The 23,743-nt window shown below is 51.9% G+C and carries 26 protein-coding genes and 2 pseudogenes; 17 read left to right on the top strand and 11 right to left on the bottom strand.

Annotation, left to right across the window (positions count from 1 at the left end):
• Positions 1-152 precede the first annotated feature (152 nt).
• On the bottom strand, positions 153-674 hold the full coding sequence (locus DBZ16_RS07075; protein ID WP_107813461.1) for a thioredoxin family protein: 522 nt from the start codon (positions 672-674) through the stop codon (positions 153-155).
• Complete coding sequence (locus DBZ16_RS14960; RefSeq protein WP_159070311.1) at positions 671-844, bottom strand: hypothetical protein; 174 nt, start codon at positions 842-844, stop codon at positions 671-673. The genes DBZ16_RS07075 and DBZ16_RS14960 overlap by 4 nt, the downstream gene beginning before the upstream one ends.
• Positions 845-974: 130 nt before the next feature.
• On the opposite strand from DBZ16_RS14960, the gene DBZ16_RS07070 reads away from it, so the two are divergent.
• Positions 975-2,507: a helicase HerA-like domain-containing protein gene (locus DBZ16_RS07070; protein ID WP_107813460.1), complete on the top strand. Its 1,533-nt coding sequence runs from the start codon at positions 975-977 to the stop codon at positions 2,505-2,507.
• A gap of 267 nt (positions 2,508-2,774) precedes the next feature.
• Positions 2,775-3,317, top strand: coding sequence for a crossover junction endodeoxyribonuclease RuvC (gene ruvC, locus DBZ16_RS07065; protein WP_107813459.1), 543 nt, complete (start codon positions 2,775-2,777; stop codon positions 3,315-3,317).
• Between the two features lie 257 nt (positions 3,318-3,574).
• Here the strand turns inward: ruvC and apaG are convergent, their stop codons facing one another.
• From apaG to thiL, 3 genes are all read right to left on the bottom strand, one after another.
• Positions 3,575-3,943 carry a Co2+/Mg2+ efflux protein ApaG gene (apaG, locus tag DBZ16_RS07060; protein WP_107813458.1) on the bottom strand — a complete coding sequence of 123 codons (369 nt, stop codon included), beginning with the start codon at positions 3,941-3,943 and terminating at the stop codon, positions 3,575-3,577.
• A 96-nt stretch (positions 3,944-4,039) separates the two neighbouring features.
• On the bottom strand, positions 4,040-4,528 hold the full coding sequence (locus DBZ16_RS07055) for a phosphatidylglycerophosphatase A family protein (protein ID WP_003759387.1): 489 nt from the start codon (positions 4,526-4,528) through the stop codon (positions 4,040-4,042).
• Positions 4,521-5,477 carry a thiamine-phosphate kinase gene (gene thiL, locus DBZ16_RS07050; protein ID WP_107813457.1) on the bottom strand — a complete coding sequence of 319 codons (957 nt, stop codon included), beginning with the start codon at positions 5,475-5,477 and terminating at the stop codon, positions 4,521-4,523. Before thiL ends, DBZ16_RS07055 begins: the two co-directional genes overlap by 8 nt.
• Before the next feature lie 261 nt (positions 5,478-5,738).
• On the opposite strand from thiL, the pseudogene DBZ16_RS15795 reads away from it, so the two are divergent.
• A pseudogene (locus tag DBZ16_RS15795) lies at positions 5,739-5,849 on the top strand (IS5/IS1182 family transposase); the annotation flags it as partial.
• Positions 5,850-5,922: 73 nt separating this feature from the next.
• Here DBZ16_RS15795 and DBZ16_RS07040 read toward each other — a convergent pair.
• Positions 5,923-6,735: a competence/damage-inducible protein A gene (locus DBZ16_RS07040; RefSeq protein WP_107813456.1), complete on the bottom strand. Its 813-nt coding sequence runs from the start codon at positions 6,733-6,735 to the stop codon at positions 5,923-5,925.
• Between the two features lie 68 nt (positions 6,736-6,803).
• Between DBZ16_RS07040 and DBZ16_RS07035 the strand changes: the two genes are divergently transcribed.
• Both DBZ16_RS07035 and argG read left to right on the top strand, forming a co-directional pair.
• Positions 6,804-7,322 carry a hypothetical protein gene (locus DBZ16_RS07035; protein WP_107813455.1) on the top strand — a complete coding sequence of 173 codons (519 nt, stop codon included), beginning with the start codon at positions 6,804-6,806 and terminating at the stop codon, positions 7,320-7,322.
• Positions 7,323-7,471: 149 nt separating this feature from the next.
• The gene (gene argG / locus DBZ16_RS07030) at positions 7,472-8,815 is read left to right on the top strand and encodes an argininosuccinate synthase (RefSeq protein ID WP_003759392.1); all 1,344 of its coding nucleotides are present in this window, start codon (positions 7,472-7,474) and stop codon (positions 8,813-8,815) included.
• Between the two features lie 152 nt (positions 8,816-8,967).
• Here argG and DBZ16_RS07025 read toward each other — a convergent pair whose 3' ends face one another.
• The 4 genes from DBZ16_RS07025 to DBZ16_RS07005 all read right to left on the bottom strand — a co-directional run bounded on the left by DBZ16_RS07025 (position 8,968) and on the right by DBZ16_RS07005 (position 12,593).
• Complete coding sequence (locus tag DBZ16_RS07025) at positions 8,968-9,333, bottom strand: hypothetical protein (RefSeq protein WP_159070310.1); 366 nt, start codon at positions 9,331-9,333, stop codon at positions 8,968-8,970.
• Positions 9,334-9,474: 141 nt separating this feature from the next.
• Positions 9,475-10,950 (bottom strand): malate:quinone oxidoreductase, encoded by a 1,476-nt coding sequence (locus tag DBZ16_RS07020; protein WP_107813453.1) that lies wholly within the window; start codon positions 10,948-10,950, stop codon positions 9,475-9,477.
• A gap of 375 nt (positions 10,951-11,325) precedes the next feature.
• Entirely contained in the window at positions 11,326-11,913 is a 588-nt protein-coding gene (locus DBZ16_RS07010; RefSeq protein WP_107813480.1) for a GNAT family N-acetyltransferase, read from the bottom strand.
• A gap of 89 nt (positions 11,914-12,002) precedes the next feature.
• Positions 12,003-12,593, bottom strand: coding sequence for a 5-formyltetrahydrofolate cyclo-ligase (locus DBZ16_RS07005; RefSeq protein ID WP_107813452.1), 591 nt, complete (start codon positions 12,591-12,593; stop codon positions 12,003-12,005).
• A gap of 77 nt (positions 12,594-12,670) precedes the next feature.
• Here DBZ16_RS07005 and DBZ16_RS07000 point away from each other — a divergent pair, with 77 nt between their 5' ends.
• From DBZ16_RS07000 to murJ, 6 genes and pseudogenes are all read left to right on the top strand, one after another.
• A complete protein-coding gene (locus DBZ16_RS07000) occupies positions 12,671-12,913 on the top strand; it encodes a hypothetical protein (protein ID WP_107813451.1) in 243 nt (80 codons plus the stop codon).
• 173 nt (positions 12,914-13,086) lie between these two features.
• Positions 13,087-13,815, top strand: a complete 729-nt coding sequence (gene rpsB / locus DBZ16_RS06995; RefSeq protein ID WP_002243114.1) for a 30S ribosomal protein S2 — start codon at positions 13,087-13,089, stop codon at positions 13,813-13,815.
• A 121-nt stretch (positions 13,816-13,936) separates the two neighbouring features.
• Entirely contained in the window at positions 13,937-14,791 is an 855-nt protein-coding gene (gene tsf / locus DBZ16_RS06985) for a translation elongation factor Ts (RefSeq protein WP_003741379.1), read from the top strand.
• Between the two features lie 310 nt (positions 14,792-15,101).
• Positions 15,102-15,821, top strand: a complete 720-nt coding sequence (gene pyrH / locus DBZ16_RS06980) for a UMP kinase (RefSeq protein WP_003712995.1) — start codon at positions 15,102-15,104, stop codon at positions 15,819-15,821.
• A 135-nt stretch (positions 15,822-15,956) separates the two neighbouring features.
• Positions 15,957-16,068: pseudogene (locus DBZ16_RS16715) on the top strand (IS5/IS1182 family transposase); the annotation flags it as partial.
• Positions 16,069-16,167: 99 nt separating this feature from the next.
• Entirely contained in the window at positions 16,168-17,709 is a 1,542-nt protein-coding gene (gene murJ / locus DBZ16_RS06965; RefSeq protein WP_107813449.1) for a murein biosynthesis integral membrane protein MurJ, read from the top strand.
• Positions 17,710-17,788: 79 nt separating this feature from the next.
• Here the strand turns inward: murJ and DBZ16_RS06960 are convergent, their stop codons facing one another.
• Positions 17,789-19,651 carry a ribonuclease catalytic domain-containing protein gene (locus DBZ16_RS06960; protein WP_107813448.1) on the bottom strand — a complete coding sequence of 621 codons (1,863 nt, stop codon included), beginning with the start codon at positions 19,649-19,651 and terminating at the stop codon, positions 17,789-17,791.
• 350 nt (positions 19,652-20,001) lie between these two features.
• Between DBZ16_RS06960 and DBZ16_RS06955 the strand changes: the two genes are divergently transcribed.
• The 6 genes from DBZ16_RS06955 to DBZ16_RS06930 are packed head-to-tail and all read left to right on the top strand — an operon-like array spanning position 20,002 to position 23,708.
• On the top strand, positions 20,002-20,358 hold the full coding sequence (locus tag DBZ16_RS06955) for an NADH-quinone oxidoreductase subunit A (protein ID WP_003741940.1): 357 nt from the start codon (positions 20,002-20,004) through the stop codon (positions 20,356-20,358).
• The gene (locus DBZ16_RS06950; RefSeq protein ID WP_003677002.1) at positions 20,349-20,831 is read left to right on the top strand and encodes a NuoB/complex I 20 kDa subunit family protein; all 483 of its coding nucleotides are present in this window, start codon (positions 20,349-20,351) and stop codon (positions 20,829-20,831) included. The genes DBZ16_RS06955 and DBZ16_RS06950 overlap by 10 nt, the downstream gene beginning before the upstream one ends.
• A gap of 13 nt (positions 20,832-20,844) precedes the next feature.
• Entirely contained in the window at positions 20,845-21,438 is a 594-nt protein-coding gene (locus tag DBZ16_RS06945) for an NADH-quinone oxidoreductase subunit C (RefSeq protein WP_107813447.1), read from the top strand.
• Positions 21,428-22,684 (top strand): NADH dehydrogenase (quinone) subunit D, encoded by a 1,257-nt coding sequence (gene nuoD / locus DBZ16_RS06940; protein ID WP_107813446.1) that lies wholly within the window; start codon positions 21,428-21,430, stop codon positions 22,682-22,684. Before DBZ16_RS06945 ends, nuoD begins: the two co-directional genes overlap by 11 nt.
• Positions 22,684-23,157 carry an NADH-quinone oxidoreductase subunit NuoE gene (gene nuoE, locus DBZ16_RS06935; protein ID WP_049328747.1) on the top strand — a complete coding sequence of 158 codons (474 nt, stop codon included), beginning with the start codon at positions 22,684-22,686 and terminating at the stop codon, positions 23,155-23,157. The genes nuoD and nuoE overlap by 1 nt, the downstream gene beginning before the upstream one ends.
• Before the next feature lie 26 nt (positions 23,158-23,183).
• Entirely contained in the window at positions 23,184-23,708 is a 525-nt protein-coding gene (locus tag DBZ16_RS06930) for a DUF1643 domain-containing protein (protein WP_107813445.1), read from the top strand.
• The last annotated feature ends 35 nt before the right edge of the window (positions 23,709-23,743 follow it).

Below are 23,743 nucleotides of genomic sequence, written 5' to 3'. Positions count from 1 at the left end.
CATCCTAACCTTCCCCCGCCGGACGGGGGAAGGAACAAGATTGCTGCTATGGAAAAAGGTCGTCTGAAACCAAAATCCTGTTTTCAGACGACCTCTCTTCATTCTTCCGTAAAGTCTTTAACTCTCAAACGGCGCAATCTCAAAAGGACAATTTACCGCAAGCCGTTTGCGTCCAGCCATTTCTCCAAGTCTTTGGCGCTGATTTTGCCGCCGTTTTCTTCCAAATCGAGTTTGTTGACTTGTTTGCCTTTGCTGTATTTCGCTAGGACGGGCGTGCCGCCGAGTTTGTATTGTTGGCGGAACGCGGTCCATGCGTCTTTGTCTTGGTGCAGGCGGTGGACGTTGATGAAGTAGATTTTGCCGTTCAGGTTACGGCTGACGATGTAGCGTTTGAACATGGGCTCGAAGGCGTTGCAGTCGCTGCAGCTCGGGCGGCCGATGTAGGCGTAAACGGTCTCTCCGTTGGCGACGCGTTTTTTGAAGCTTTCGACGGTCAGGCTGTCGAGGTGGAAGTAGATGTCGGAATAGGTGTCTTCCAGCCGCTTGGTGTTTTCGGCTGAAAGGCGCACGGCGGTTTGCGCTTCGGACAGGCTGTTTTTCAGGGCTTCGGTTTCTCGGTCAGAGGCGCAGGAACACAAGAGCAGCGCAGCGGTCAGGACAGGCAGGATTTTCATGATTCGGCTCCTTGGTTGCGATAGGGAAAGTATACGCTTTTCGCGGCGGCGGGGTCGTCTGAAACGTGGGAAACGGCTTTTTTCAGACGACCTTTTGATGTATGGCAATGGGCGGGCGAAGTTGCGTTGTGTAGCTTGGGCTTTGCCCGCGATGGGTTGGGGGAGGGCATCGGTTTACTGCGGGTTGAAGCCATCCCCTGCAAAACGGTAGAATGACGGCAGTTTGATAGACGGTTTGCGCTGATATTTGGGCGCGCCGTTCCTATATTGATATAAACCATCCAATCAAAGGAAACCTTCATGACGACATTCCCCATCGCGCGCGCGGGCGATAAGACACTTGAAATCCAAGGCAAAATGGCGAACCGCCACGGCTTGATTGCCGGTGCGACCGGTACGGGTAAAACCGTGACCCTGCGCCGTATGGCGGAAGCCTTCAGCAGCGAGGGCGTTCCCGTATTTTTGGTTGACGTCAAAGGCGATTTGTCGGGCATCGCGCAAGCGGGTGCCGCCAGCGGCAAGGTGGGCGAACGCATTGCCGAGTTTGGCTTGGGCGAGCAATGGCTGCAAAGTTTCCCTGTGCGTTTTTGGGATGTTTACGGCGAAACCGGCATTCCGGTGCGCGTAACTGTTTCAGAAATGGGGCCGCTGCTGCTGGCGCGTTTGATGAATTTGAACGATACGCAGGAAGGCTTGCTGAACCTTGTGTTCAAAGTCGCCGACGACAAAGGCTGGCACATTCTGGATTTGAAAGACTTGCGCAGCATGCTGAAACACGTTTCCGACCACGCTTCGGAATACCGCACGCAATACGGCAACGTTTCCGCCGCCAGTATCGGCGCGATTCAGCGGCAGCTTTTGACGCTGGAGAACGAAGGTGCGGAAAAATTCTTCGGCGAGCCGTCGCTCAACCTGCAAGATTGGATGCAGAGCGAAAACGGCAAAGGCGTCATCAACGTCCTCAATTCGGAAAAACTGATGCGCTCGCCGCGTATGTACAGCGCGTTTTTGCTGTGGATGTTGGCGGAATTGTTTGAAACCCTGCCCGAAGTCGGCGATTTGGACAAACCGAAATTCGTGATGTTCTTCGACGAAGCGCATTTGATGTTCGACAACGCCGCCAATGCGCTGGTGGAGCAGGTCGAACAAGTCGTGCGCCTGATCCGTTCCAAAGGCGTGGGCGTGTATTTCGTGACCCAAAACCCGCTCGATTTGCCCGATACTATCCTTGGACAGCTCGGCAACCGCGTGCAACACGCCCTGCGCGCTTTCACGCCGCGCGACCAAAAAGCGGTCAAGGCCGCTGCCGAAACTTTCCGCAGCAACCCGAATATCAAAGTTGCCGAAGCGATTGCCGAACTGGGCGTCGGCGAAGCACTCGTTTCCTTCCTCGACGAAAAAGGTATGCCCGAGCCGGTAGAGCGCGCGCTCGTCCTGCCGCCGCAATCCGCCTTGACCCCGCTTGCCGCCGAAGAGCGCAACCGCTTGTTCCAAAACGATGATTTGTATCCGACCTATAAAGACATGGTGGACAACTATTCCGCTTTTGAAGCCTTAGCCGAAGCCGACAGTCAGGTCGCGGCGGAGAAAGAGGCGGCAGCGGCGGCAAAAGAGCAGGAAAAAGCGCAAAAAGCCGCTGAAAAAGAAGCCGCCAATGCCGATCCCGGCATACTCGGCGGACTACTCGGCGGCTTGAGCGGCGGACGTAAAAAGTCAGGGCAGGGCTTGGGTTACAACGTCGCCGACGCCATCGGCAGCCAAATCAACCGCCAAGTGACCAATGCCATCTCCCGCAGCGTGATGGGCATCATTAAAAATATGTTTAAAAAATAAGGCGTAAAAAGAAGGCAAAGGTCGTCTGAAAGCCTGACAATCGGTTTTCAGACGACCTTTTATAGTGGATTAACTTTAAACCAGTACGGCGTTGTCTCGCCTTAGCTCAAAGAGAACGATTCTCTAAGGTGCTGAAGCACCAAGTGAATCGGTTCCGTACTATCTGTACTGTCTGCGGCTTCGCCGCCTTGTCCTGATTTTTGTTAATCCACTATATGTTGAAGGGACAGGATGTGTTGATTGACGATATGGGAATAAGAAACTGAGATGACTGTACAAAAAAGCGTCCGTATTTTGGGCATAGACCCCGGCAGTCGGGTGACCGGTTTCGGCGTGATCGACGTATGCGGCAGGGAACATTTTTATGTGGCGTCAGGCTGTATCAAAACGCCGCCGAATGCGCCGTTGGCGGAGCGTATCGCCGTGATTGCGCGGCATATCAAGGAGATTGTGCAGCAATATCGCCCGCATCAGGCGGCGGTGGAGCAGGTGTTTGTCAATGTGAATCCGGCGGCTACGCTGATGCTGGGGCAGGCGCGCGGGGCGGCACTGGCGGTGTTGGTGATGGAAGATTTGCCTGTGTTTGAATATACGGCTTTGCAGGTCAAGCAGGCGGTGGTCGGGAAGGGCAAGGCGGCGAAAGAGCAGGTGCAGCATATGGTGGTGCAGATGCTGTCGCTGTCGGGTACGCCGCAAGCGGATGCCGCCGACGGACTTGCCATCGCGCTGACCCATGCTTTGCGCAATCACGGCTTGGCGGCGCAGTTGGGCACGGGGCAGATGCAGGTGAAGAGGGGGCGTTTCCAATAAGACTCGACACGGCATTGCTTTGGTATAGCGGATTAAATTTAAATCAGGACAAGGCGACGAAGCCGCAGACAGTACAGCTAGTACGGAACCGATTCACTTGGTGCTTCAGCACCTTAGAGAATCGTTCTCTTTGAGCTAAGGCGAGGCAACGCCGTACCGGTTTAAAGTTAATCCACTATAAAAAAGGTCGTCTGAAAGCCCCTTAATCTTTCAGACGACCTTTGGTTTTCCCGATCTGTATTGTTTTTGCTCGGTGTTTATTGCAGGGTAAAGCCTGCTTTGAATTCCAGCTTCGGTACGCCGACGATAAAGCGTTCGCCGATGCTGTCTTCAAACTCGTATGCGCCTTCGATGCTGCCCCAAGGGGTGCAGAGTTGAGAGCCGCTGTTGTACTCATAAGCCTCGCCCGGATAGAGGATTGGCTGTTCTTCAATCAGACCGGAATGACCTACCGGCTCGGTCGCTCCGTGTCCGTCGGTGATTTCCCAAAAACGCTGGCGCAGCGTGATGACATCGTTGCTGCGGTTGCAGATGGTAATCACATAGTTGAAGGCATAGCGGTCACGATAGACATCGCTTTGACCCGCAACGTAGCGTGGTTGAACATTAATTTCGATTTCGTTCATTTTTTGTTATCCCGTAATAGTGTTTGTTTTGTTTGCACCGATGTTTTCGATGTGTGTCCGAAAGTTTTATGGTTTCGGATAAGTGTGTTAAAAAAATCAGATAATCCAAGCGGCAATGCCTAAAACGATCAAGGTCATGATGGCGGCGATGATATCGTCCAACATAATGCCGAATCCGCCGTGTACATGCCGGTCAAACCATTTGATCGGCCAAGGTTTGATCGAATCAAACAAGCGGAACAGAATAAATGCTGCCAGCCACCAATTCCATTTAAACGGCGCAAAAGCCAGAATCAGAAGCATCGCTACCATTTCGTCCCAAACGATACCGCCGTAGTCTTGGATGCCGAGTGCTTTTTCGGTGTGGTTGCAGATGCGGATGCCCCACATAAACAGAGCGACACACAAAAAAGCCAGAATCCAGCCGTCGATACCGATTAAAACCAATAGAAATGCTATCGGCAGCGCCGCCATCGTTCCGAATGTGCCGGGCGCGACAGGCGCGAGACCGCTGCCGAATCCGAATGCCAGAAGGCATAACGGGCGCTGCTTCAACCAGTCAAAAGTAGGTTTAAATTCAGCCAAAGTGATCAAATCCTAATGAAGTCAGTTTTAATTCGTCGCCATTGGAATCTATTATTTTCAGACGACCTGTATTATTTATTTTCCCGATGGGCGTTACTGCTACGCCGCATTGTTCGGCTATTGTCTGAATCTCGCTGCGCCGGCATTCGGGGGCGGTGAAAACCAGTTCGTAATCATCGCCGCCTGCCAGTGCGCAGGAGAGCCAGCTTTCGTGCGGTAAGACGTTTTTCAATTCTTCTAAAACCGGCAGCGCATTTGCCGAAATTTCCGCTCCGACCGATGACGCGGTCAAAATGTGACCGAGGTCTTGTGCCAGACCGTCCGAAATATCTTGAGTGGCATGGGCAATGGGCAGAAGCGCCTGTCCCAATCCCACTCTAGGCTCCGGACGGAGCAGCCTGTCATGGCAGAGGTCGAACAAATCGGGCGGTAGTGTGTGTGTGTTCAGGCGGCAGTTTAAAGCGGCTGCTGCTGATCCGATTTGACCCGATACCCAAATATCGTCGCCGTCTTTCGCGGCATCGCGCCGTAGGGCTTGTCCTTGCGGAAGCTCGCCGATAATGGTGACGTTGAATACCAAATCGCCTTTGGTCGTGTCTCCACCGATTAGGGTAATGCCGAAACGCTGTGCCAAACTGAAAAAGCTGTCACAAAAACGTTTCAGCCAATTTTCGTCCAATTCGGGTAATCCGGCACTCAATAACACCCATTTCGGGGTTGCGCCCATCGCGGCCATATCGGATATATTGACAGCAAGCATTTTCCATGCCAAATCTTCCGGAGCGGTGTCAGAAAAAAAATGTCTGTCTTTTAACAGCATGTCCGCGCTAAAACATAAATCAAATCCGTGACTTGGGCGGATAATCGCGGCATCGTCGCCAATTCCCAAAATTAAACCGCTGCTTTTCTGTTTTTGCAAATATTGTCTGATAAAGTCAAATTCCGTCATATATTGCACACAAAGTGATAAAGAGTATTATTAATCGAAATGGAATTTTCGATAGACGAATAATGTATATTTATACAATATATATGTTAGTTAATGTAATAAATTACATTAAACGGTAATGTAATTGAGTAGATTGTAAAAATAAATAAGATTTTTTAGTCTAAATGATAAAGGTCAAAAAACGTGCTTCTATCAAAATGATTCCCTAAAAAGGGAAAAAGCGCCTCAAAAAAAGCATCAAGCCGCGAAAGAGGAAACTGATATAGTGGATTAAATTTAAATCAGGACAAGGCGACGAAGCCGCAGACAATACAGATAGTACGGCAAGGCGAGGCAACATCGTACTGGTTTAAAGTTAATCCACTATATATCAGGATATCGAGGTCGTCTGAAAAAGCCGTTTTAGGTTTTTCAGACGACCTTTTTGTCAAAGTAGGGTAGGGAGTTAAACAGGCATATCTTTCAACTCCGCGCCCAAATCCTTCAGGCGCTGCAATACTTCCGCCCATGCTTTGTCCAAATCGCGGCATGCTTCGCCTTCCGCCTTGATGCCGAACTCGATATGCGGTTTGACCGCCGTTCCGTCCGCATTCTGCCAGCCGACGCTGGGCAGGCTGTAAGAGCGCACGCCCGGGTAGGTGTGTTCGACGTATTCCATAATCGAGGCGACGCGCGATTCGGGTTGTCCGAATACATACACGCTGCGGCTGCCGTGCTCGGTTTGGTTGAAGCGGTCGGCGTAATAAGTATCCAAAACCCATTCCGCCATCGGGTGCGCCATCACGGGGAAGCCGGGGAAGAAATAATGTTCGCGGATGGAAAATCCGGCGATGTTGTTGAACGGGTTGGGCACAAGCTCTGCGCCTGCGGGAAACTCCGCCATTTTCAGGCGCTGGGCGTGTTCGGGGGCGTCAAGCGGCTCGCCGCGTTTAAGGGTAACGGCTTCGATGAACTTGGCGGCTTCGGGATGGCGGACGACGGGCAAATCCAAAGCGGCGGCGGCAGCTTGGCGGGTGTGGTCGTCGGGCGTGGAGCCGATGCCGCCGGTAACGAAGGTCGGCAGGCCATCTGAAAAGCTGCGGCGCAGTTGTTTGACCAGCAAATCGGGTTCATCGGGCAGGTATTGCACCTGATTGAGCTTCAGCCCGCGCGATTCCAGCAGGGATTTGAAAAAGGCGAAATGCTTGTCTTGGCGGCTGCCGTGCAGGATTTCGTCGCCGATGATGATGAGGTTGAACAAATGCTGTCGGTCTTTCATAATCTTTCTTCTCGGAGGTCGTCTGAAAATGTCCGGACGCGCCCAAAGGGTTAAACAAAAGGAAAACCATGCACGAATATCGTTTGAAACAACCGAAAAACCGGCTTGACCGTTTGGAAAGTGTCTTCTTTGCCGTCTTCGGCTTGGGTTTGATACTGATGGAACGGCGCATTGCACTAGGCTTAACTCTCTTTGCCTTTGCCGCATGGTCGCTGTGGCGTGACTTTTATAAATGCAGCCGCGAAATCGTATTTTCAGAAGAAGGGATTTGCAAAATCAGCCGCGAAGGCACGCAAACACTGCCTTTAGAGGATTTTTGCGGCGTGGCGGTATTTACTGATACGAAACGAAGCAGAATCATTAATATCTACCGGATTGCGCTCGTTCCCAAGCAGCCGTACGATACGCCGCTGACGGTATATACCGCAGTACAGTCGTTTACCCGTCTGCCGGCTTTACCCCCGGAGTCTGTAAATTACATCCGCCATCGGATTGTCGAATGCACAGGCTTGCAGGATTTTGGCGATATCGGCTCGGCGACTTTGTCGGAGCTGTATGCAAAATGCTGTTTTTTAAATCAAGATTGACATAGGTCGTCTGAAAACCGAAATCCGTTTTCAGGCGACCTATGTTGGTTTACTCGGCTGGATTGTCGGCAATATTTATTAGATAATAAACCTAATTTTACGAAAAGGGGCGGTTGCGCCCATTTATTTTTAGTCCAAAGGATTCCCCCATGAGCCAAAACAATACTATCCTGCAACACCTCCCCATCGGTCAAAAAGTCGGCATCGCCTTCTCCGGCGGTCTTGATACCTCTGCCGCGCTGTTGTGGATGAAACTCAAAGGCGCGCTGCCTTATGCCTACACAGCCAACCTCGGTCAGCCCGACGAAGACGATTACAACGCCATTCCCAAAAAAGCGATGGAATACGGCGCAGAAAACGCCCGCCTGATTGACTGCCGCGCGCAGTTGGCACACGAAGGCATCGCCGCCATCCAATGCGGTGCGTTCCACGTTTCCACCGGCGGCATCGCCTACTTCAACACCACGCCTCTGGGCCGCGCCGTTACCGGCACCATGCTCGTTTCCGCCATGAAAGAAGACGACGTCAACATCTGGGGCGACGGCAGCACCTACAAAGGCAACGACATCGAGCGTTTCTACCGCTACGGCCTCTTGACCAATCCCGCGCTGAAAATCTACAAACCCTGGCTCGACCAGCAATTTATCGACGAACTCGGCGGCCGCCACGAAATGAGCGAATTTCTGATTGCCAACGGCTTCAACTACAAAATGTCGGTTGAAAAAGCCTACTCCACCGATTCCAATATGCTCGGCGCAACGCATGAAGCCAAAGATTTGGAATTCCTCAACAGCGGCATCAAAATCGTCAAACCCATCATGGGCGTTGCCTTCTGGGACGAAAGCGTCGAAGTCAAACCCGAAGAAGTCAGCGTGCGCTTTGAAGAGGGCGTGCCCGTTGCATTGAACGGCAAAGAATACGCTGACCCCGTCGAACTCTTCCTCGAAGCCAACCGTATCGGCGGTCGTCACGGCTTGGGCATGAGCGACCAAATCGAAAACCGCATCATCGAAGCCAAATCGCGCGGCATCTACGAAGCCCCGGGCATGGCGTTGTTCCACATCGCCTACGAACGCTTGGTGACCGGCATCCACAACGAAGACACCATCGAACAATACCGCATCAACGGCCTGCGCCTCGGCCGCCTGCTCTACCAAGGCCGCTGGTTTGACAGCCAAGCCCTCATGTTGCGCGAAACCGCACAACGCTGGGTCGCCAAAGCCATCACCGGCGAAGTAACCCTCGAACTGCGTCGCGGCAACGACTATTCGATTCTGAACACCGAATCGCCCAACCTGACCTACCAACCCGAACGCCTGAGTATGGAAAAAGTCGAAGACGCCGCGTTCACCCCGCTCGACCGCATCGGCCAGCTCACCATGCGCAACCTCGACATCACCGACACACGCGCCAAACTCGGCATCTACTCGCAAAGCGGTTTGTTGTCGCTGGGCGAAGGTTCGGTATTGCCGCAGTTGGGCAATAAGAAATAAGGTTTGTTCCGATGAGCAAAGGTCGTCTGAGAACTCAATTTCGGGTTTTCAGACGACCTTTTATGTTGGTGGGTAGGTTTCAGGCTGAAACGAAAGCAGCGTATCCGAAAGACAGGCTGCTTTCGTAGGTTTATGGTTTGTCGTACTGGGGCTTATATACCGTTTTGGAGGAGTTCGTCCATCAGTTTGCCGGCATCGATATAACCTTTGCGGTTGGCGGCGCAGAATTCTTTTTTGCCATAGCGGTTAAAGCGCATGACGCCATCTTCGATGGCTTCCTCAGACATCGCCTCGATTTGGTCTTTATCGAAAGTATCGGAACATTGCTGCGAAATGACTTCGATGGTTTTATCTGATACTTTGCCCTTAAAGCCGCAGGTGCGTTCCAAATAAAAATTGAACGCGCCGCCCTGTATCAGGCTTTGGCACAGGTCTTCTTGGCTATGGATTTCGCGTACCGGATCGGCAACGGCAGCCAGCGGCAGGGAGAGTAGGAGCATGGGGAGCAGTTTTTTCATGATGGTTTCTTTGTTTGGGTTATGCAAAATGCGCATGCGGAATTATAGCTTAGGAATGACGGTATAGGAGTTTTGGTTATACAGAAAATCAAATCAAAACAGCGTATCTCAAGGATACGCTGTTTCATCATTACTTTCCCATCATTGATGATGGATGCCCAATACTTTGGCGTTGTGGCTGATGATTTCTTCTGCAAGCTGCGGATTGTCGTTGAGCTTGATGCCGAAGCCGGGGACAAGCTCTTTCAGACGACCTTCCCATGACGGGATGCGGCTTGGGAAGCATTGGTGGATGAGCTTGATCATCAAGGGTACGGCGGTTGATGCACCGGGGGATGCGCCCAAGAGCGCGGCGAGCGAGCCGTCGGCGTGGGCGACGATTTCGGTACCGAATTGGAGGACGCCGCCTTTTTCGGAGTCTTTTTTGATGATTTGCACACGTTGACCGGCGGTGATGAGTTCCCAGTCGTCAGGGTTTGCTTCGGGGTAGTATTCCAGCAGGGAGGCGAAGCGTTCTTCTTTGGTTTTGCGCAATTCGCCCAGCAGGTATTTGGTCAGGGGCATGTTTGCCCAACCGGCGCGCAGCATGGGGTAGAGGTTGTCCAAGTGGATGGACATGGGTAAATCCATGAGCGAGCCTTGTTTGAGGAAGTTGGAGCGGAAGCCTGCGTAAGGACCGAACATCAGGTGGCGTTTGCCGTCCACGTTGCGGGTGTCGAGATGCGGGACGGACATGGGCGGCGCGCCGACGGAGGCTTGTCCGTACACTTTGGCGTTGTGTTGCGCGGCGGTTTCGGGGTTGCTGTTGCGGAAGAACAGACCGGAAACGGGGAAGCCGCCGTAGCCTTTGCCTTCGGGGATGCCTGATTTTTGCAGCAGGGTCAGTGCGCCGCCGCCTGCGCCGAGGAAGAGGAAGCGGGTGCGGAGGGTGAGCTGTCCGTCGGGGTTGCGGGTATCGCTGGTTTTGAGTACCCATGCGCCGTCGGATTCGCGTTTGATGTCGTCGACGTGGCGGTTGAACTCGGTTTTGACGCCTTTTTCGCGCAGGTATTGCACCATTTGGCGGGTCAGGCTGCCGAAATCGACGTCCGTGCCTTCGGCGGAGTAGTTGGCGGCGACGGGTTGTCCTTCTTTACGGCCGTTGATGACCAGCGGCGCCCATTCGGCAATTTTGGCGCGGTCGGTGGAGAATTCCATCCGTTCAAAGAGTTTTTGGGATTTGAATGCGTCGAAACGTTTTTGCAGGTAGTCGCAATGGTCGGTGTTCATGACCAAAGACATGTGCGGAACGGTATTGATGAAGGAGTTGTCGGTGATTTTGCCTTCTTCGACAAGCGATGACCAGAACTGGCGGCTGATGTGGAATTGTTCGGCAATATTGAGGGCGCGGGTCGGGTCGATGGTGCCGTCTGCGCCGAGCGGGGCGTAATTGAGTTCGCATAACGCGGAATGCCCTGTGCCGGCGTTGTTCCAAGCGTTTGACGATTCCAACGCTACGTCTTCCAAGCGTTCGATAAGGGTGATTTCCCAAGACGGTTCGAGTTCTTTGAGCAAAACGCCCAAAGTCGCGCTCATAATGCCTCCACCCACCAAGACAACATCTGTTGCTTCAGCCATGGTTGTACTCCTAGAAACAGGCATATCCTGCCTTTATGATTATCCGTTGTATTACGAACGCCTGTTTCGGCGGTAAAACCTGCTGGCGCGGTGTTTTTGGCGTGGAAGATTGCGCGCGGGTTTTACATTTTGAACCGATGTTAAACCGTTCATAATATGTTATTGAGAATTTAGTGGATTTTTCTGAGAATTGCAAAGATTTTCTGTTTGGATTTACATAAACGCGGTTTGAAAAGGTCGTCTGAAACATTCAGACGACCTTTATTTATCAGGGGATTGACGGTGTCACACCTTGTTTCATTAATTTTTTAAAGACTTCAGATTGTCAGCAAGATGGACGTGTTTTGATGAAAAAATGAAGAAGAAAACGTTTTTTCAGGATGCGTCATAAGCTGCCGCTTTTTCGAGCAGTTTTGCCCTTGCCTGCGGCCATTCCTCGCGCAGCAGGCTGTATTCCACCGTATCGCGCACGCTGCCGTCTTTCCGCAATTTGTGGCAGCGCAAGATGCCGTCTTGGTGTGCGCCCAAGCGTTCGATGGCGCGCTGGGAGGCGGTGTTGAGGTTGTCGGTCTGCCAGCAGACGCAGCGGCAGTTTAAAGTGTCGAAAACGTAGTCGAGCAACATGATTTTGCAGGCGGTATTGATGCGTGTGCGCCGTGCCGACAGGGCGTACCATGTGAAACCGATGTAGAGGCGGGGGATGGCGGGGTCGATGTGGTAAAGCGAAGTCGAGCCGACGATTTTGCCCGTGTCTTCGTCGATGACGGCAAAGGCGAGACGGGTTTGCGTGGCGGTGCGGATATAGTCCGCCACTTGGTCGGGTTCGGGTGCGGTGGTTACGTTCAGCTTCCAGACTTCGCCGTCGCAAACTGCTTCGCGCAAACCGGCTTCGTGTGCCGCCGTCAAAGGCTCGAGACGGACGCGGTTAAAGGACAAAACGGGAACGGATGAAAAATCAGCCATGAGGTTTCCTTTGTATTTGATGGTTTGAGTTATCAGACGACCTTTTTGTTTGAGTGGCGGCATCTTTGAGGTCGTCTGAAAGCTATTGATTAATGATGTTTGAACACCAGCACGCCCGACTCCGATACAAACCCGTCTAGCGGCAGGTCGTGCGGTTCGCGCGGCAGCGTGTCAACCAGTTGGCAAGCGAAGCCTACGCCTATGGTTTTTGCCTGTAAACGGTATTTCATCGCTGCGAGCGTCGCATCGTAATAGCCGCCAGCCTGCCCCAAGCGGTAGCCTTCGCGGTCCATGCCGACAATCGGGACAAGCAATATCGATAAACCGTGTACGCGGATTTTACGTCCCGAAAATTGCGGCACATGCAGCTTCGCCCTGCCGCGTTTACGTTCTTGTTTCACTCCGTCGGCAGGATAGGGCGTGAACCACATCCGCCGCGAACGCGGTTCGATGTAAGGCAGATAAAGTTTAGCCCCGCGTTTTTGCGCCACACGGACGAAACCGTCCAAGCGAAGTTCGTTGCCCATCGGCCAATACACGCCGATCTTCCGCCCCTTCTTGATATAACGTTTGAGCAGACGGTTAACCGTTTGTCCCGCCGTCAGCCGCCCTTGATGCCCCATCTGCGCGCGGGCGCGGCGCAATTCGCGGCGCAGGGCGTGTTTTTCCTCATTCCTCATTTCAGACGACCTTTTGAGTGTTGTTGTAGAATACGGCGATTATAAACACTCCGTTAACATCAAAACAGGATTCCGCCATGTGGCATATCGTTCTTATCGGTTACCTCTTCGTCGCCGTCATGTATTCCGCCGCCCAGCCCAGCATTGCGCGCGCTTTGATTTATTTGGTTTTTTGGGCAGTCCTGCCCGTTGCGTTTACCGTTTTCACCGTCACCATCCGCCGCCGCAACCGTCTGATGAAGCAGCAGGAAAAGGAAGCATTCGAACAAAGCCGCCGCGCAGCCGGACAAGAAGGCGGCAAACACGACGGCAGTGCATAAAATCCCTTTTCAGACGACCCCTTATCCGCTATAATCCGTCAGTTTTCCATTTCGGAAACACACTATTTTTTAAAACTTATGCCCACTTTCGCCGAAGGGTGCTTGACAATAGGCGCAGCCTATCAAGTTCTATGCGATTGAATGTGTGCTCTTAACCCTTTCAAGGAAATAAAATGTCTCAAATTACTATGCGTCAGATGATTGAAGCCGGCGTTCACTTCGGCCACCAAACCCGTTTCTGGAACCCGAAAATGGCACAATACATTTTCGGTGCGCGCAACAAAATCCACATCGTAAATCTGGAAAAAACCCTGCCGATGTTCCAAGAAGCGCAAGAAGCCGTACGCCGTCTGGTTGCCAATAAAGGCACCGTGCTGTTTGTCGGCACCAAGCGTCAAGCGCGTGAAATCATCCGCGAAGAAGCTACCCGCGCCGGTATGCCTTTCGTCGATTACCGTTGGTTGGGCGGCATGCTGACCAACTACAAAACCGTTAAGCAATCCATCAAACGCCTGGAAGAAAAAACCGCTGCTTTGGAAAACGCTGCCGAAGGCGGTTTCAACAAAAAAGAAATTCTGGAAATGCAACGCGACGTTGAAAAACTGGAACGTTCTTTGGGCGGTATCAAAAACATGAAAGGCCTGCCTGACGCGATTTTCGTTATCGACACCGGCTACCAAAAAGGTACTCTGGTCGAGGCTGAAAAACTGGGCATCCCTGTTATCGCCGTAGTCGATACCAACAATAGCCCTGACGGCGTGAAATACGTTATCCCCGGTAACGATGACTCCGCCAAAGCCATCCGCCTGTACTGCCGCGGCATCGCCGACGCAGTTTTGGAAGGCAAAAACCAAGCGCTGCAAGAAACCGTAGCCGCTGCCCAAGAAGCTGCTGCCGAGTAATCCGGCAAACCGAAGAGGGGCGTTATGCCCCTTTTCTCAAATCCCGTTCTGAAACCTTTTCAGACGACCCCATTCCCAAACACGGATACCCCGTGTTTCCCCAAAATCTAGGAGATTCAAAATGGCAGAAATTACTGCAAAAATGGTTGCCGACCTGCGCGCCGCTACCGGCCTGGGCATGATGGAATGCAAAAAAGCCTTGGTTGAAGCCGAAGGCAACTTCGAAAAAGCCGAAGAAATCCTGCGCATCAAATCCGGCGCGAAAGCCGGCAAACTGGCTGGCCGTACAGCTGCCGAAGGCGTATTGGCTTACGCCATCAACGGCAATGTCGGCGCATTGGTTGAAGTAAACTGCGAAACCGACTTCGTTGCCAAAGACGCAGGCTTCGTAGAATTCGCCAACTTCGTTGCGAAAACCGCTGCCGAGAAAAAACCGGCTACCGTTGAAGAACTGAGCGAATTGGTTGAGACCGAACGCAAAGCCATCATCGCCAAATTGGGCGAAAACATGTCTGTCCGCCGCTTCCAAGTTATCGATACCGCCAACCAACTGGTTGCCTACATCCACGGTGCATTGGCTACCGAAGGCGTATTGGTTGAGTTCAAAGGCTCTGAAGACGTAGCGCGTAAAATCGGTATGCACATCGTTGCCGCCAAACCGCAATGCGTAACCGAAGCCGAAGTAGATGCCGAAACCATCGAAAAAGAACGCCACATCTACACCGAACAAGCTATCGCTTCCGGCAAACCTGCCGACATCGCCGCTAAAATGGTTGAAGGCCGTATCCGCAAATTCTTGGCTGAAATCACTCTGAACGGCCAAGCATTCGTAATGAACCCTGACCAAACCGTTGCCCAATTCGCTAAAGAAAACGGCACCGAAGTGGTTAGCTTCGTACGTTATAAAGTAGGCGACGGTATCGAAAAAGCCGTTGTCGACTACGCAGCCGAAGTTGCCGCTGCTGCTAAAGTGTAAGGCAGAGATGAAAAAGAAAGCACCTGGATTCCAAACGAATCAGGGTGCTTTTTTTTGAGAGCTACACTGTTTAGAATACTGTTGGAAATCGAATATTTCATCATAATCAACACATAATAATTTATCCAAACCCATACACCCACGGAAAACGCGTTACCCTGTCAGCCAAACATCCGGAAAGGTCGTCTGAAAATCAAACGCCCTTTCCCTGCATTGAAGCAGCGCCACAGGGTGAACTGATCATTTGGAATGAATGGTCAGTTCGCTCTGAATAATCGGCGCTAACCAACCCAAGAAAGCAAGGTATCCCATGACACAGCAAATCAAATACAAACGCGTATTACTGAAACTCTCCGGCGAATCCCTGATGGGTTCCGATCCTTTCGGCATCAACCACGACACCATCGTCCAAACCGTCGGTGAAATTGCCGAAGTCGTCAAAATGGGCGTACAAGTCGGCATCGTCGTCGGCGGCGGCAACATCTTCCGCGGCGTATCCGCCCAAGCAGGCAGCATGGACCGCGCCACCGCAGACTACATGGGCATGATGGCGACCGTGATGAACGCACTCGCCCTCAAAGATGCCTTCGAAACCCTCGGTATTAAAGCGCGCGTACAATCCGCGCTTTCCATGCAGCAAATCGCCGAAACCTACGCCCGCCCCAAAGCCATCCAATACCTTGAAGAAGGCAAAGTCGTTATCTTCGCCGCCGGTACGGGTAACCCCTTCTTCACCACCGACACCGCCGCCGCCCTGCGCGGAGCCGAAATGAACTGCGACGTCATGCTCAAAGCCACCAACGTGGACGGCGTTTATACCGCAGACCCGAAAAAAGACCCGTCCGCCACGCGCTACGAAACCATCACCTTTGACGAAGCCTTGAACAAAAACCTCAAAGTCATGGACGCGACCGCCTTCGCCCTCTGCCGCGAACGCAAACTCAACATCGTCGTCTTCGGTATCGCCAAACAAGGCTCGCTCAAACGCGTTATTACCGGCGAAGACGAAGGCACGCTGGTTCACTGCTGATTCCCATTGGGCAATGTATTGAAGTGATTTGATCAAGCAAAAGGTCGTCTGAAAAACCTGAAACTAGGTTTTCAGACGACCTTTTGGATGGTTGGGCAACATAAGAATCAGGCAATGAAGCAAAGTTTTTGCATCTATAGTGGATTAAATTTAAATCAGGACAAGGCGACGAAGCCGAAGACAGTACAGATAGTACGGCAAGGCGAGGCAACGCCGTACTGGTTTAAATTCAATCCACTATACTCTACATTTGCCCGTCTGGAGACTGATTTGCCTAGATTTGCATATTCTGTCGTACAATACGCGTCTTTCAGACGACGTCTGGACTTTTGAAGGAATAAAACGGATGAATTTGTTAGGGGCTTTGGCCAAGGTCGGTAGCTTGACGATGGTGTCGCGCATACTTGGATTTGTGCGCGATACGGTAATTGCCCGAGCGTTTGGTGCAGGTATGGCGACCGACGCCTTTTTTGTGGCGTTCAAACTGCCGAACCTGCTGCGCCGCGTATTTGCGGAAGGGGCGTTTGCACAGGCTTTTGTGCCGATTTTGGCGGAATATAAGGAAACGCGTTCGAAAGAAGCGACGGAGGCGTTTATCCGCCATGTGGCGGGGATGCTGTCGTTTGTCCTGGTGATCGTTACCGCGCTGGGCATTCTTGCCGCGCCTTGGGTAATTTGGATTTCCGCGCCCGGTTTTGCCAAGGAGGCGGACAAGTTTCAGCTTTCCATTGATTTGCTGAAGATTACGTTCCCATATATTTTATTGATTTCGTTGTCTTCCTTTGTTGGTTCGATACTGAATTCTTATCATAAGTTCAGCATTCCTGCGTTTACGCCGACGTTTTTGAATATTTCTTTTATCGTATTCGCACTGTTTTTCGTCCCGTATTTTGATCCGCCTGTTACTGCGCTGGCTTGGGCGGTCTTTGTCGGTGGTATTTTGCAGCTTGGCTTTCAGCTCCCTTGGTTGGCGAAACTGGGCTTTTTGAAACTGCCCAAACTGAATTTTAAAGATGCGGCGGTCAACCGTGTGATGAAACAGATGGCGCCTGCAATTTTGGGTGTGAGCGTGGCGCAGATTTCTTTGGTTATCAACACGATTTTCGCTTCTTACCTGCAATCGGGCAGTGTTTCGTGGATGTATTACGCCGACCGACTGATGGAGCTGCCCAGCGGTGTTTTGGGTGCTGCGCTCGGTACGATTTTGCTGCCGACTTTGTCCAAACATGCCGCCAATCAGAATACCGAGCAGTTTTCCGGACTGCTCGACTGGGGTTTGCGCTTGTGTATGCTGCTGACCCTGCCGTCGGCGGTCGGTCTGGCGGTGTTGTCATTCCCGTTGGTGGCGACGCTGTTTATGTACCGAGAATTTACGCTGTTTGACGCGCAGATGACGCAACATGCGCTGATTGCCTATTCTTTTGGTTTAATCGGCTTAATCATGATTAAAGTGTTGGCACCCGGTTTCTATGCGCGGCAAAACATCAAAACGCCTGTCAAAATTGCCATCTTTACGCTTATCTGCACGCAGTTGATGAACCTTGCCTTTATCGGCCCTCTGAAACATGTCGGGCTTTCGCTTGCCATCGGTTTGGGCGCGTGTATCAATGCGGGATTGTTGTTCTTCCTTTTGCGTAAACACGGTATTTACCGACCCGGTAAAGGGTGGGGGAGTTTTCTGGGTAAAATGCTGCTGTCGCTTGTCGTGATGGGTGGCGGATTGTGGATGGCGCAGGCTTATCTGCCGTTTGAGTGGGTGCATGTCGGCGGTTTGCGTAAAGCCGGTCAGTTGTGCATCCTGATTGCGATAGGCGGCGGTTTGTATTTCGTTTCGCTGGCTGCGCAGGGTTTCCGACCGAGAGATTTCAAACGGGTGGAAGCGCGCTAGAGGCTGTTAAGATGTAAAAAGAGGTCGTCTGAAAACCATATTTAAGGTTTTCAGACGACCTCTTTTCATAACGGCAAACTTACGCAACCGCAGGAGCGACAGCTTTTACATAGTTCAGCGCGATAAACTGCTTTTCGGGGTCAAGCTCGGTGATTTTGAGCAGGACTTGCGTTTTAGGCAGCGCGTCGAACGGGATGCCGGTGGCGCGGGTTACCAGCGGCAGGCCTTCGATGCGGACGAGGTCTTCTTTGAGAATGGTCGCGGTCAGCTCGCTTGTGCCTTGCTGTTGCAGGTAAACGAGGCTCCAGTAGGCTTCCATCTGCCGTTGGAAATCGGCGTAGGCGGCGTAGGTGGTATCGAAGTCGCGCAGCGCGGCGAAAAGCTCGGCATCGCTGTTTTGATACAGCGGCTTGGCCGTGTCGTTGATCAGGCTGATTAGCTGCTTTTGGTTGATGTAGTCGGCGGCGCGGCGCAGCGGCGAAGTGAACCAGCCGTAATGCTGCACGCCCATGCCGATGTGCGGCTCGGATTTGGTGCTCATGCGCACTTTGCCTGCTGGTTGGACGCGGAAAAGGCCGGGCAGGTCGTTATCATGGAGCATCTGCGCCCAAGTGCTGTTAGCCAAAATCATCATTTCGCTGACCAACATATCGATGGGCGAACCGCGTTCGCGGCGGACGACGGATACTTTGCCTTCTTCATCCAATTCGATGCTGTAATCGTATTGCGGCGCGCGGTCGGGTTCGTATTTGCCGCGCGCTTTTTGCAGGGCGATGGCGAATTGATGGAACCAAATCAGGTCTTGATGGTGGGCGAACATCATTTCGCCGGCTTCGTCCAAGCCCGCTTCGGCGTTGAAATGCGGCTCGATGGTTTGGATGCGCAGGTTTTCGGCGATGTTGACGGCTTCGATTTTGCAGGTCGGCTCGCCGACGTTGAACTCGCTGTCCACATCAAAATAAATGCTGACGGCAGGACGGTACGCGCCCGCATCAAGGCTGAACGCGGCAATCCAGTTTTCGGGCAGCATGGTGATTTTGCCGCCGGGAAAATAGACCGTGCTCAAGCGTTCCATGATGTTTTTTTCCATTTTGTCGCCTGGTTTAATGGCAAGCGACGGCGCGGCAATGTGTATGCCGACGCGCTTTGTGCCGTTGCCCAAGTTGGTCAGGCTTAAAGCGTCGTCCACTTCGGTGGTCGATTCGTCGTCAATGGAAAAGGCGGTAACGTCGGCCTTGGGCAGGTTGGGCATTTCGGGCAGGGCAAGGTCGGGGAAGCCCGTTCCTTTGGGGAAGTATTTGATTTCAAACCCGTCTTGCAGGTATTGGGGAATGGACGTAATGCCGCCCGTTTTTTTCGCCAATTCGTAGGCGGAGGTTTTCAGCGCGTCGGCGGCTTTGGTAAAGGCTTTGTAGGTCAGCGACTGTTTGTCGGGCGCGTGCAGGATGGTTTTCAAATCCGCCGCGATTTCAGACGGCATCTCGCCGCGTTTCAAGGCTTCCGCCCAAGCGTCGATTTGCGCGTCTTGCTGTTTTTTGCGTTCGATGGCGGCAAGTGCCTGTTTCAAAGTTTCTTCAGGCGCGGCTTTGAACACGCCTTTGGCTTTTTTGTAGAAATACATCGGCGCGGCGTAAAGCGCAATCAAGGTTGCCGCCAGCTCGGTTTTGGTCGGCGCATGACCGAAATATTCTTCGGCAATCGCCTCGGCGGAAAATTCTTCTTCGCCGCATACTTCCCACAATAAATCGGTGTCGATGTCCGCTGCCTGTGCCTGCGCGTTTTCCAAAAACGCCGCCATATCGCCGTCAAACTCGGTAAAGACGTTGTTCGCCTTCACTTTGGTGCGTTTGCCGTGTTGGGTATCGACTTGGTAGGTGGCGTCGTTTTTTTGGACAATGGCGGCGACTTTGAACTGGCCGGACTCTTCGTAAAAGATATTCATGTATTGGTGCTGTCAGGTTGAAGTGGGAAACGGGCGATTTTAGCAGATTCTTGTTGATAAAGACGGACAAAAGGTCGTCTGAAAAGCGAATCTGGTCTATTTGAAGGCATTGTTGTATTGAGGAAGGCGATGACTGATACGTTTTGTGTCAGTTTTTTATGATGTATTGTGCAAGTAGAGGAAATGAGGTTGGTATATTATAAAACACAAATAAGAATCGTTATCATAAACTTATTGAATTTATTAGGATTTTTTTAACAGTTGACCGACATTTACCTTTAAATGGATTTTGAAATTCGATAAAATAGCAGGATATTAAGATTTGTCTGTCAACCAGTTAGGCATAAACCATGTTGGCCAGTTACTTTCCCGTCCTCGTATTCATCCTCGTCGGCCTTGCGGCCGGCGTGCTGTTTATCCTGCTCGGCACGATTTTAGGTCCGAAACACCACTACGCCGAAAAAGACGCGGCTTACGAATGTGGTTTCGAAGCCTTTGAAAACGCCAGGATGAAGTTTGACGTGCGTTATTATCTCGTCGCCATCCTGTTCATCCTCTTCGATTTGGAGGTCGCGTTTATGCTGCCGTGGGCGGTGGTGTTCAAAGATTTGGGCGCATACGGCTTCTGGTCTATGCTGGTGTTTATCGTCGTTCTGACGGTAGGCTTTGTTTACGAATGGAAAAAAGGTGCGCTGGAATGGGAATAGAAGGCGTTTTGAAAAAAGGTTTCATCACCACCAGCGCGGATACGGTGCTGAACTATATGCGTACAGGTTCGTTGTGGCCGGTTACTTTCGGCTTGGCCTGCTGCGCCGTGGAAATGATGCACGCGGGTATGGCGCGTTACGACCTTGACCGTTTCGGCATTATTTTCCGTCCGTCGCCACGTCAGGCCGACCTGATGATTGTGGCGGGTACGCTCACCAATAAAATGGCACCCGCCCTGCGCCGCGTGTACGACCAACTTGCCGAGCCGCGTTGGGTATTATCTATGGGTTCGTGTGCTAACGGCGGTGGCTACTATCATTATTCCTATTCCGTCGTGCGCGGTGCCGACCGTGTCGTGCCGGTAGACGTTTATGTGCCGGGTTGCCCGCCGACTGCGGAAGCCCTGATTTACGGCCTGATGCAGCTCCAACAAAAAATCAAGCGCACTTCCACCATCGCGCGAGACGAGTAGGGGAGGGAACGATATGGCAAGCATTCAAAACTTATACGAAACCGTCAGCCGCGTTTTGGGCAATCAGGCAAGCAAAGTCATTCCCGCTTTGGGCGAGATTACCGTCGAGTGTCTGCCTGAACATTATGTTTCAGTGATGACCACGTTGCGCGACCATGAAGAACTGCATTTCGAGCTTTTGGTCGATTTGTGCGGTGTCGATTACAGCACTTACAAAAACGAAGCATGGCAGGGCAAACGCTTCGCCGTTGTCAGCCAGCTTCTTTCCGTTAAAAACAATCAGCGCATCCGCGTGCGCGTCTGGGTTTCAGACGACGATTTCCCTGTGGTCGAATCCGTGGTTCCCGTTTATAACAGCGCGGATTGGTACGAGCGCGAAGCCTTTGATTTGTACGGCATCATGTTCAACAACCATCCCGACCTGCGCCGCATTCTGACCGATTACGGCTTCGTCGGACATCCGTTCCGCAAAGACTTCCCGATTTCCGGCTATGTGGAAATGCGTTACGACGAAGAACAAAAACGCGTGATTTACCAACCCGTTACCATCGAGCCGCGCGAAATCACGCCGCGTATCGTCCGTGAGGAGAACTACGGTGACCAATAAATTAAGAAACTACACCATCAACTTCGGTCCGCAACATCCTGCGGCGCACGGCGTATTGCGCATGATTTTGGAGTTGGAGGGCGAAACCATCGTCCGTGCCGACCCGCATATCGGCCTCTTGCATCGAGGCACCGAAAAACTGGCGGAAACCAAAACCTACCTGCAAGCCCTGCCTTATATGGACAGGCTGGACTACGTTTCCATGATGGTCAACGAGCAGGCATACTGCTTGGCGGTAGAAAAACTTGCTGGAATTGATGTGCCTATCCGCGCCCAATACATCCGCGTTATGTTCGCCGAAGTAACGCGCATCCTCAATCACCTGATGGGCATCGGTTCGCACGCTTTCGACATCGGCGCGATGACCGCCATCCTCTACGCCTTTCGTGATCGCGAAGAACTGATGGACTTGTACGAAGCCGTTTCCGGCGCGCGTATGCACGCAGCCTACTTCCGTCCCGGCGGCGTTTACCGCGACCTGCCCGACTTCATGCCCAAATATGAGAGCAGCAAATTCCGCAACGCCAAGGTATTGAAGCAGCTCAACGAATCCCGCGAAGGCACCATGCTCGACTTCATCGACGCCTTCTGCGAACGCTTCCCGAAAAACATCGACACACTCGAAACCCTCTTGACCGACAACCGCATCTGGAAACAACGTACCGTCGGCATCGGCGTTGTTTCCCCCGAGCGCGCCATGCAGAAAGGCTTTACCGGCGTGATGTTGCGCGGTTCGGGCGTGGAATGGGACGTGCGTAAGAAACAGCCGTATGAAGTGTACGACCAAATGGATTTCGATATTCCCGTCGGCGTTAACGGCGACTGCTACGACCGCTACCTCTGCCGTATGGAAGAAATGCGTCAATCCGTACGCATCATCAAACAATGTGCCGACTGGCTGCGTGTCAATCCCGGCCCGGTCATCACCACAAACCACAAATTCGCTCCGCCCAAACGTACCGAAATGAAAACAGGCATGGAAGACCTGATTCACCATTTCAAACTCTTCACCGAGGGTATGCACGTTCCCGAGGGCGAGACCTACACCGCTGTCGAACATCCGAAAGGCGAGTTCGGCGTTTACATCATTTCAGACGGCGCAAACAAACCCTACCGCCTGAAAATCCGCGCACCCGGCTTCGCCCACCTGCAAGGCATGGACGAAATGGCAAAAGGCCACATGCTCGCCGACGTTGTTGCCATTATCGGTACGCAGGACATCGTATTCGGGGAGGTTGACCGATAATGTTATCCGCAGAATCCTTAAAACAAATCGACATTGAGTTGGCGAAATATCCCGCCGACCAACGCCGTTCAGCCATCATGGGCGCGTTGCGTATCGCCCAAACCGAAAAAGGCTGGCTCGCCCCCGAAACCATCGCCTTTGTTGCCGACTACATCGGCATCACGCCGGCGCAGGCATACGAAGTCGCCACTTTCTACAATATGTACGACCTCGAGCCGGTCGGCAAATACAAACTGACTGTCTGCACCAACCTTCCCTGCGCCCTGCGTGGCGGCATGGATACCGGCGAATACCTGAAGAAAAAACTCGGTATCGGCTACGGCGAAACCACGCCCGACGGAAAATTCACCCTCGTCGAAGGCGAATGCATGGGTGCATGCGGCGACGCTCCGGTTATGCTGGTAAACAACCACAGTATGTGCAGCTTTATGACTGAAGAGGCGATTGAGAAGAAACTGGCCGAACTGAAATAAAAGGCCGTCTGAAAAAGGGATATGGTATGGAATACATAATAGATATTTATGAAACAGATGAATTAAATAAATATCGTTTTGCATTAGGCTCTATATCTGAAAAAACGCTTTTTGTTTTTGGTATTAATCCTAGTACTGCAGATGACAAAGAACCTGATCCTACAATTAGAAAAATCATGGGTTTTGCTGAGGAAAATGGATATACAAGTTTTGTAATGTTTAATTTGTATCCACAAAGAGCAACGAATCCTAATGATTTACCGCAAGAAGCTAGTAAAGAAATTATACAAAAAAATGTTGAAATCATTTCTAAATTGATTTCACAACAAGTAACTAGTGATATTTTGTTGGCTTGGGGTGGTTTATTTTATTCTAGAGCGTATTTCTCCGACTGCTTAAAACAGCTTTACGAAAACTTAAAACAGTACCCTGTAAATTGGTTAAGAATTGGGGAGTTTTTAAAGAGCGGACAGCCTCGACACCCATTATATGCAGCGTATAGTAACGAATTAAAGAAAATGGACATGCTGAATTTTTTGGAGAAAATTTAGCGAAGTAGGTTGGGAACCAATACAAAATACATTCA

Source organism: Neisseria sicca, from assembly GCF_003044565.1.
GTDB lineage: Bacteria > Pseudomonadota > Gammaproteobacteria > Burkholderiales > Neisseriaceae > Neisseria > Neisseria sicca_A.
The sequence above is the reverse complement of the archived record's forward strand: the minus strand, read 5'-3'. Positions and strand labels throughout refer to the sequence as shown.

Coding starts and splice junctions, on each gene's coding strand:
- DBZ16_RS07075 (WP_107813461.1), bottom strand. CDS start 674: ATGAAAATCCTGCCTGTCCTGACCGCTGCGCTGCTCTTGTGTTCCTGC.
- DBZ16_RS14960 (WP_159070311.1), bottom strand. CDS start 844: ATGCCCTCCCCCAACCCATCGCGGGCAAAGCCCAAGCTACACAACGCA.
- DBZ16_RS07070 (WP_107813460.1), top strand. CDS start 975: ATGACGACATTCCCCATCGCGCGCGCGGGCGATAAGACACTTGAAATC.
- ruvC (WP_107813459.1), top strand. CDS start 2,775: ATGACTGTACAAAAAAGCGTCCGTATTTTGGGCATAGACCCCGGCAGT.
- apaG (WP_107813458.1), bottom strand. CDS start 3,943: ATGAACGAAATCGAAATTAATGTTCAACCACGCTACGTTGCGGGTCAA.
- thiL (WP_107813457.1), bottom strand. CDS start 5,477: ATGACGGAATTTGACTTTATCAGACAATATTTGCAAAAACAGAAAAGC.
- DBZ16_RS07040 (WP_107813456.1), bottom strand. CDS start 6,735: ATGAAAGACCGACAGCATTTGTTCAACCTCATCATCATCGGCGACGAA.
- DBZ16_RS07035 (WP_107813455.1), top strand. CDS start 6,804: ATGCACGAATATCGTTTGAAACAACCGAAAAACCGGCTTGACCGTTTG.
- argG (WP_003759392.1), top strand. CDS start 7,472: ATGAGCCAAAACAATACTATCCTGCAACACCTCCCCATCGGTCAAAAA.
- DBZ16_RS07025 (WP_159070310.1), bottom strand. CDS start 9,333: ATGAAAAAACTGCTCCCCATGCTCCTACTCTCCCTGCCGCTGGCTGCC.
- DBZ16_RS07020 (WP_107813453.1), bottom strand. CDS start 10,950: ATGGCTGAAGCAACAGATGTTGTCTTGGTGGGTGGAGGCATTATGAGC.
- DBZ16_RS07010 (WP_107813480.1), bottom strand. CDS start 11,913: ATGGCTGATTTTTCATCCGTTCCCGTTTTGTCCTTTAACCGCGTCCGT.
- DBZ16_RS07005 (WP_107813452.1), bottom strand. CDS start 12,593: ATGAGGAATGAGGAAAAACACGCCCTGCGCCGCGAATTGCGCCGCGCC.
- DBZ16_RS07000 (WP_107813451.1), top strand. CDS start 12,671: ATGTGGCATATCGTTCTTATCGGTTACCTCTTCGTCGCCGTCATGTAT.
- rpsB (WP_002243114.1), top strand. CDS start 13,087: ATGTCTCAAATTACTATGCGTCAGATGATTGAAGCCGGCGTTCACTTC.
- tsf (WP_003741379.1), top strand. CDS start 13,937: ATGGCAGAAATTACTGCAAAAATGGTTGCCGACCTGCGCGCCGCTACC.
- pyrH (WP_003712995.1), top strand. CDS start 15,102: ATGACACAGCAAATCAAATACAAACGCGTATTACTGAAACTCTCCGGC.
- murJ (WP_107813449.1), top strand. CDS start 16,168: ATGAATTTGTTAGGGGCTTTGGCCAAGGTCGGTAGCTTGACGATGGTG.
- DBZ16_RS06960 (WP_107813448.1), bottom strand. CDS start 19,651: ATGAATATCTTTTACGAAGAGTCCGGCCAGTTCAAAGTCGCCGCCATT.
- DBZ16_RS06955 (WP_003741940.1), top strand. CDS start 20,002: ATGTTGGCCAGTTACTTTCCCGTCCTCGTATTCATCCTCGTCGGCCTT.
- DBZ16_RS06950 (WP_003677002.1), top strand. CDS start 20,349: ATGGGAATAGAAGGCGTTTTGAAAAAAGGTTTCATCACCACCAGCGCG.
- DBZ16_RS06945 (WP_107813447.1), top strand. CDS start 20,845: ATGGCAAGCATTCAAAACTTATACGAAACCGTCAGCCGCGTTTTGGGC.
- nuoE (WP_049328747.1), top strand. CDS start 22,684: ATGTTATCCGCAGAATCCTTAAAACAAATCGACATTGAGTTGGCGAAA.
- DBZ16_RS06930 (WP_107813445.1), top strand. CDS start 23,184: ATGGAATACATAATAGATATTTATGAAACAGATGAATTAAATAAATAT.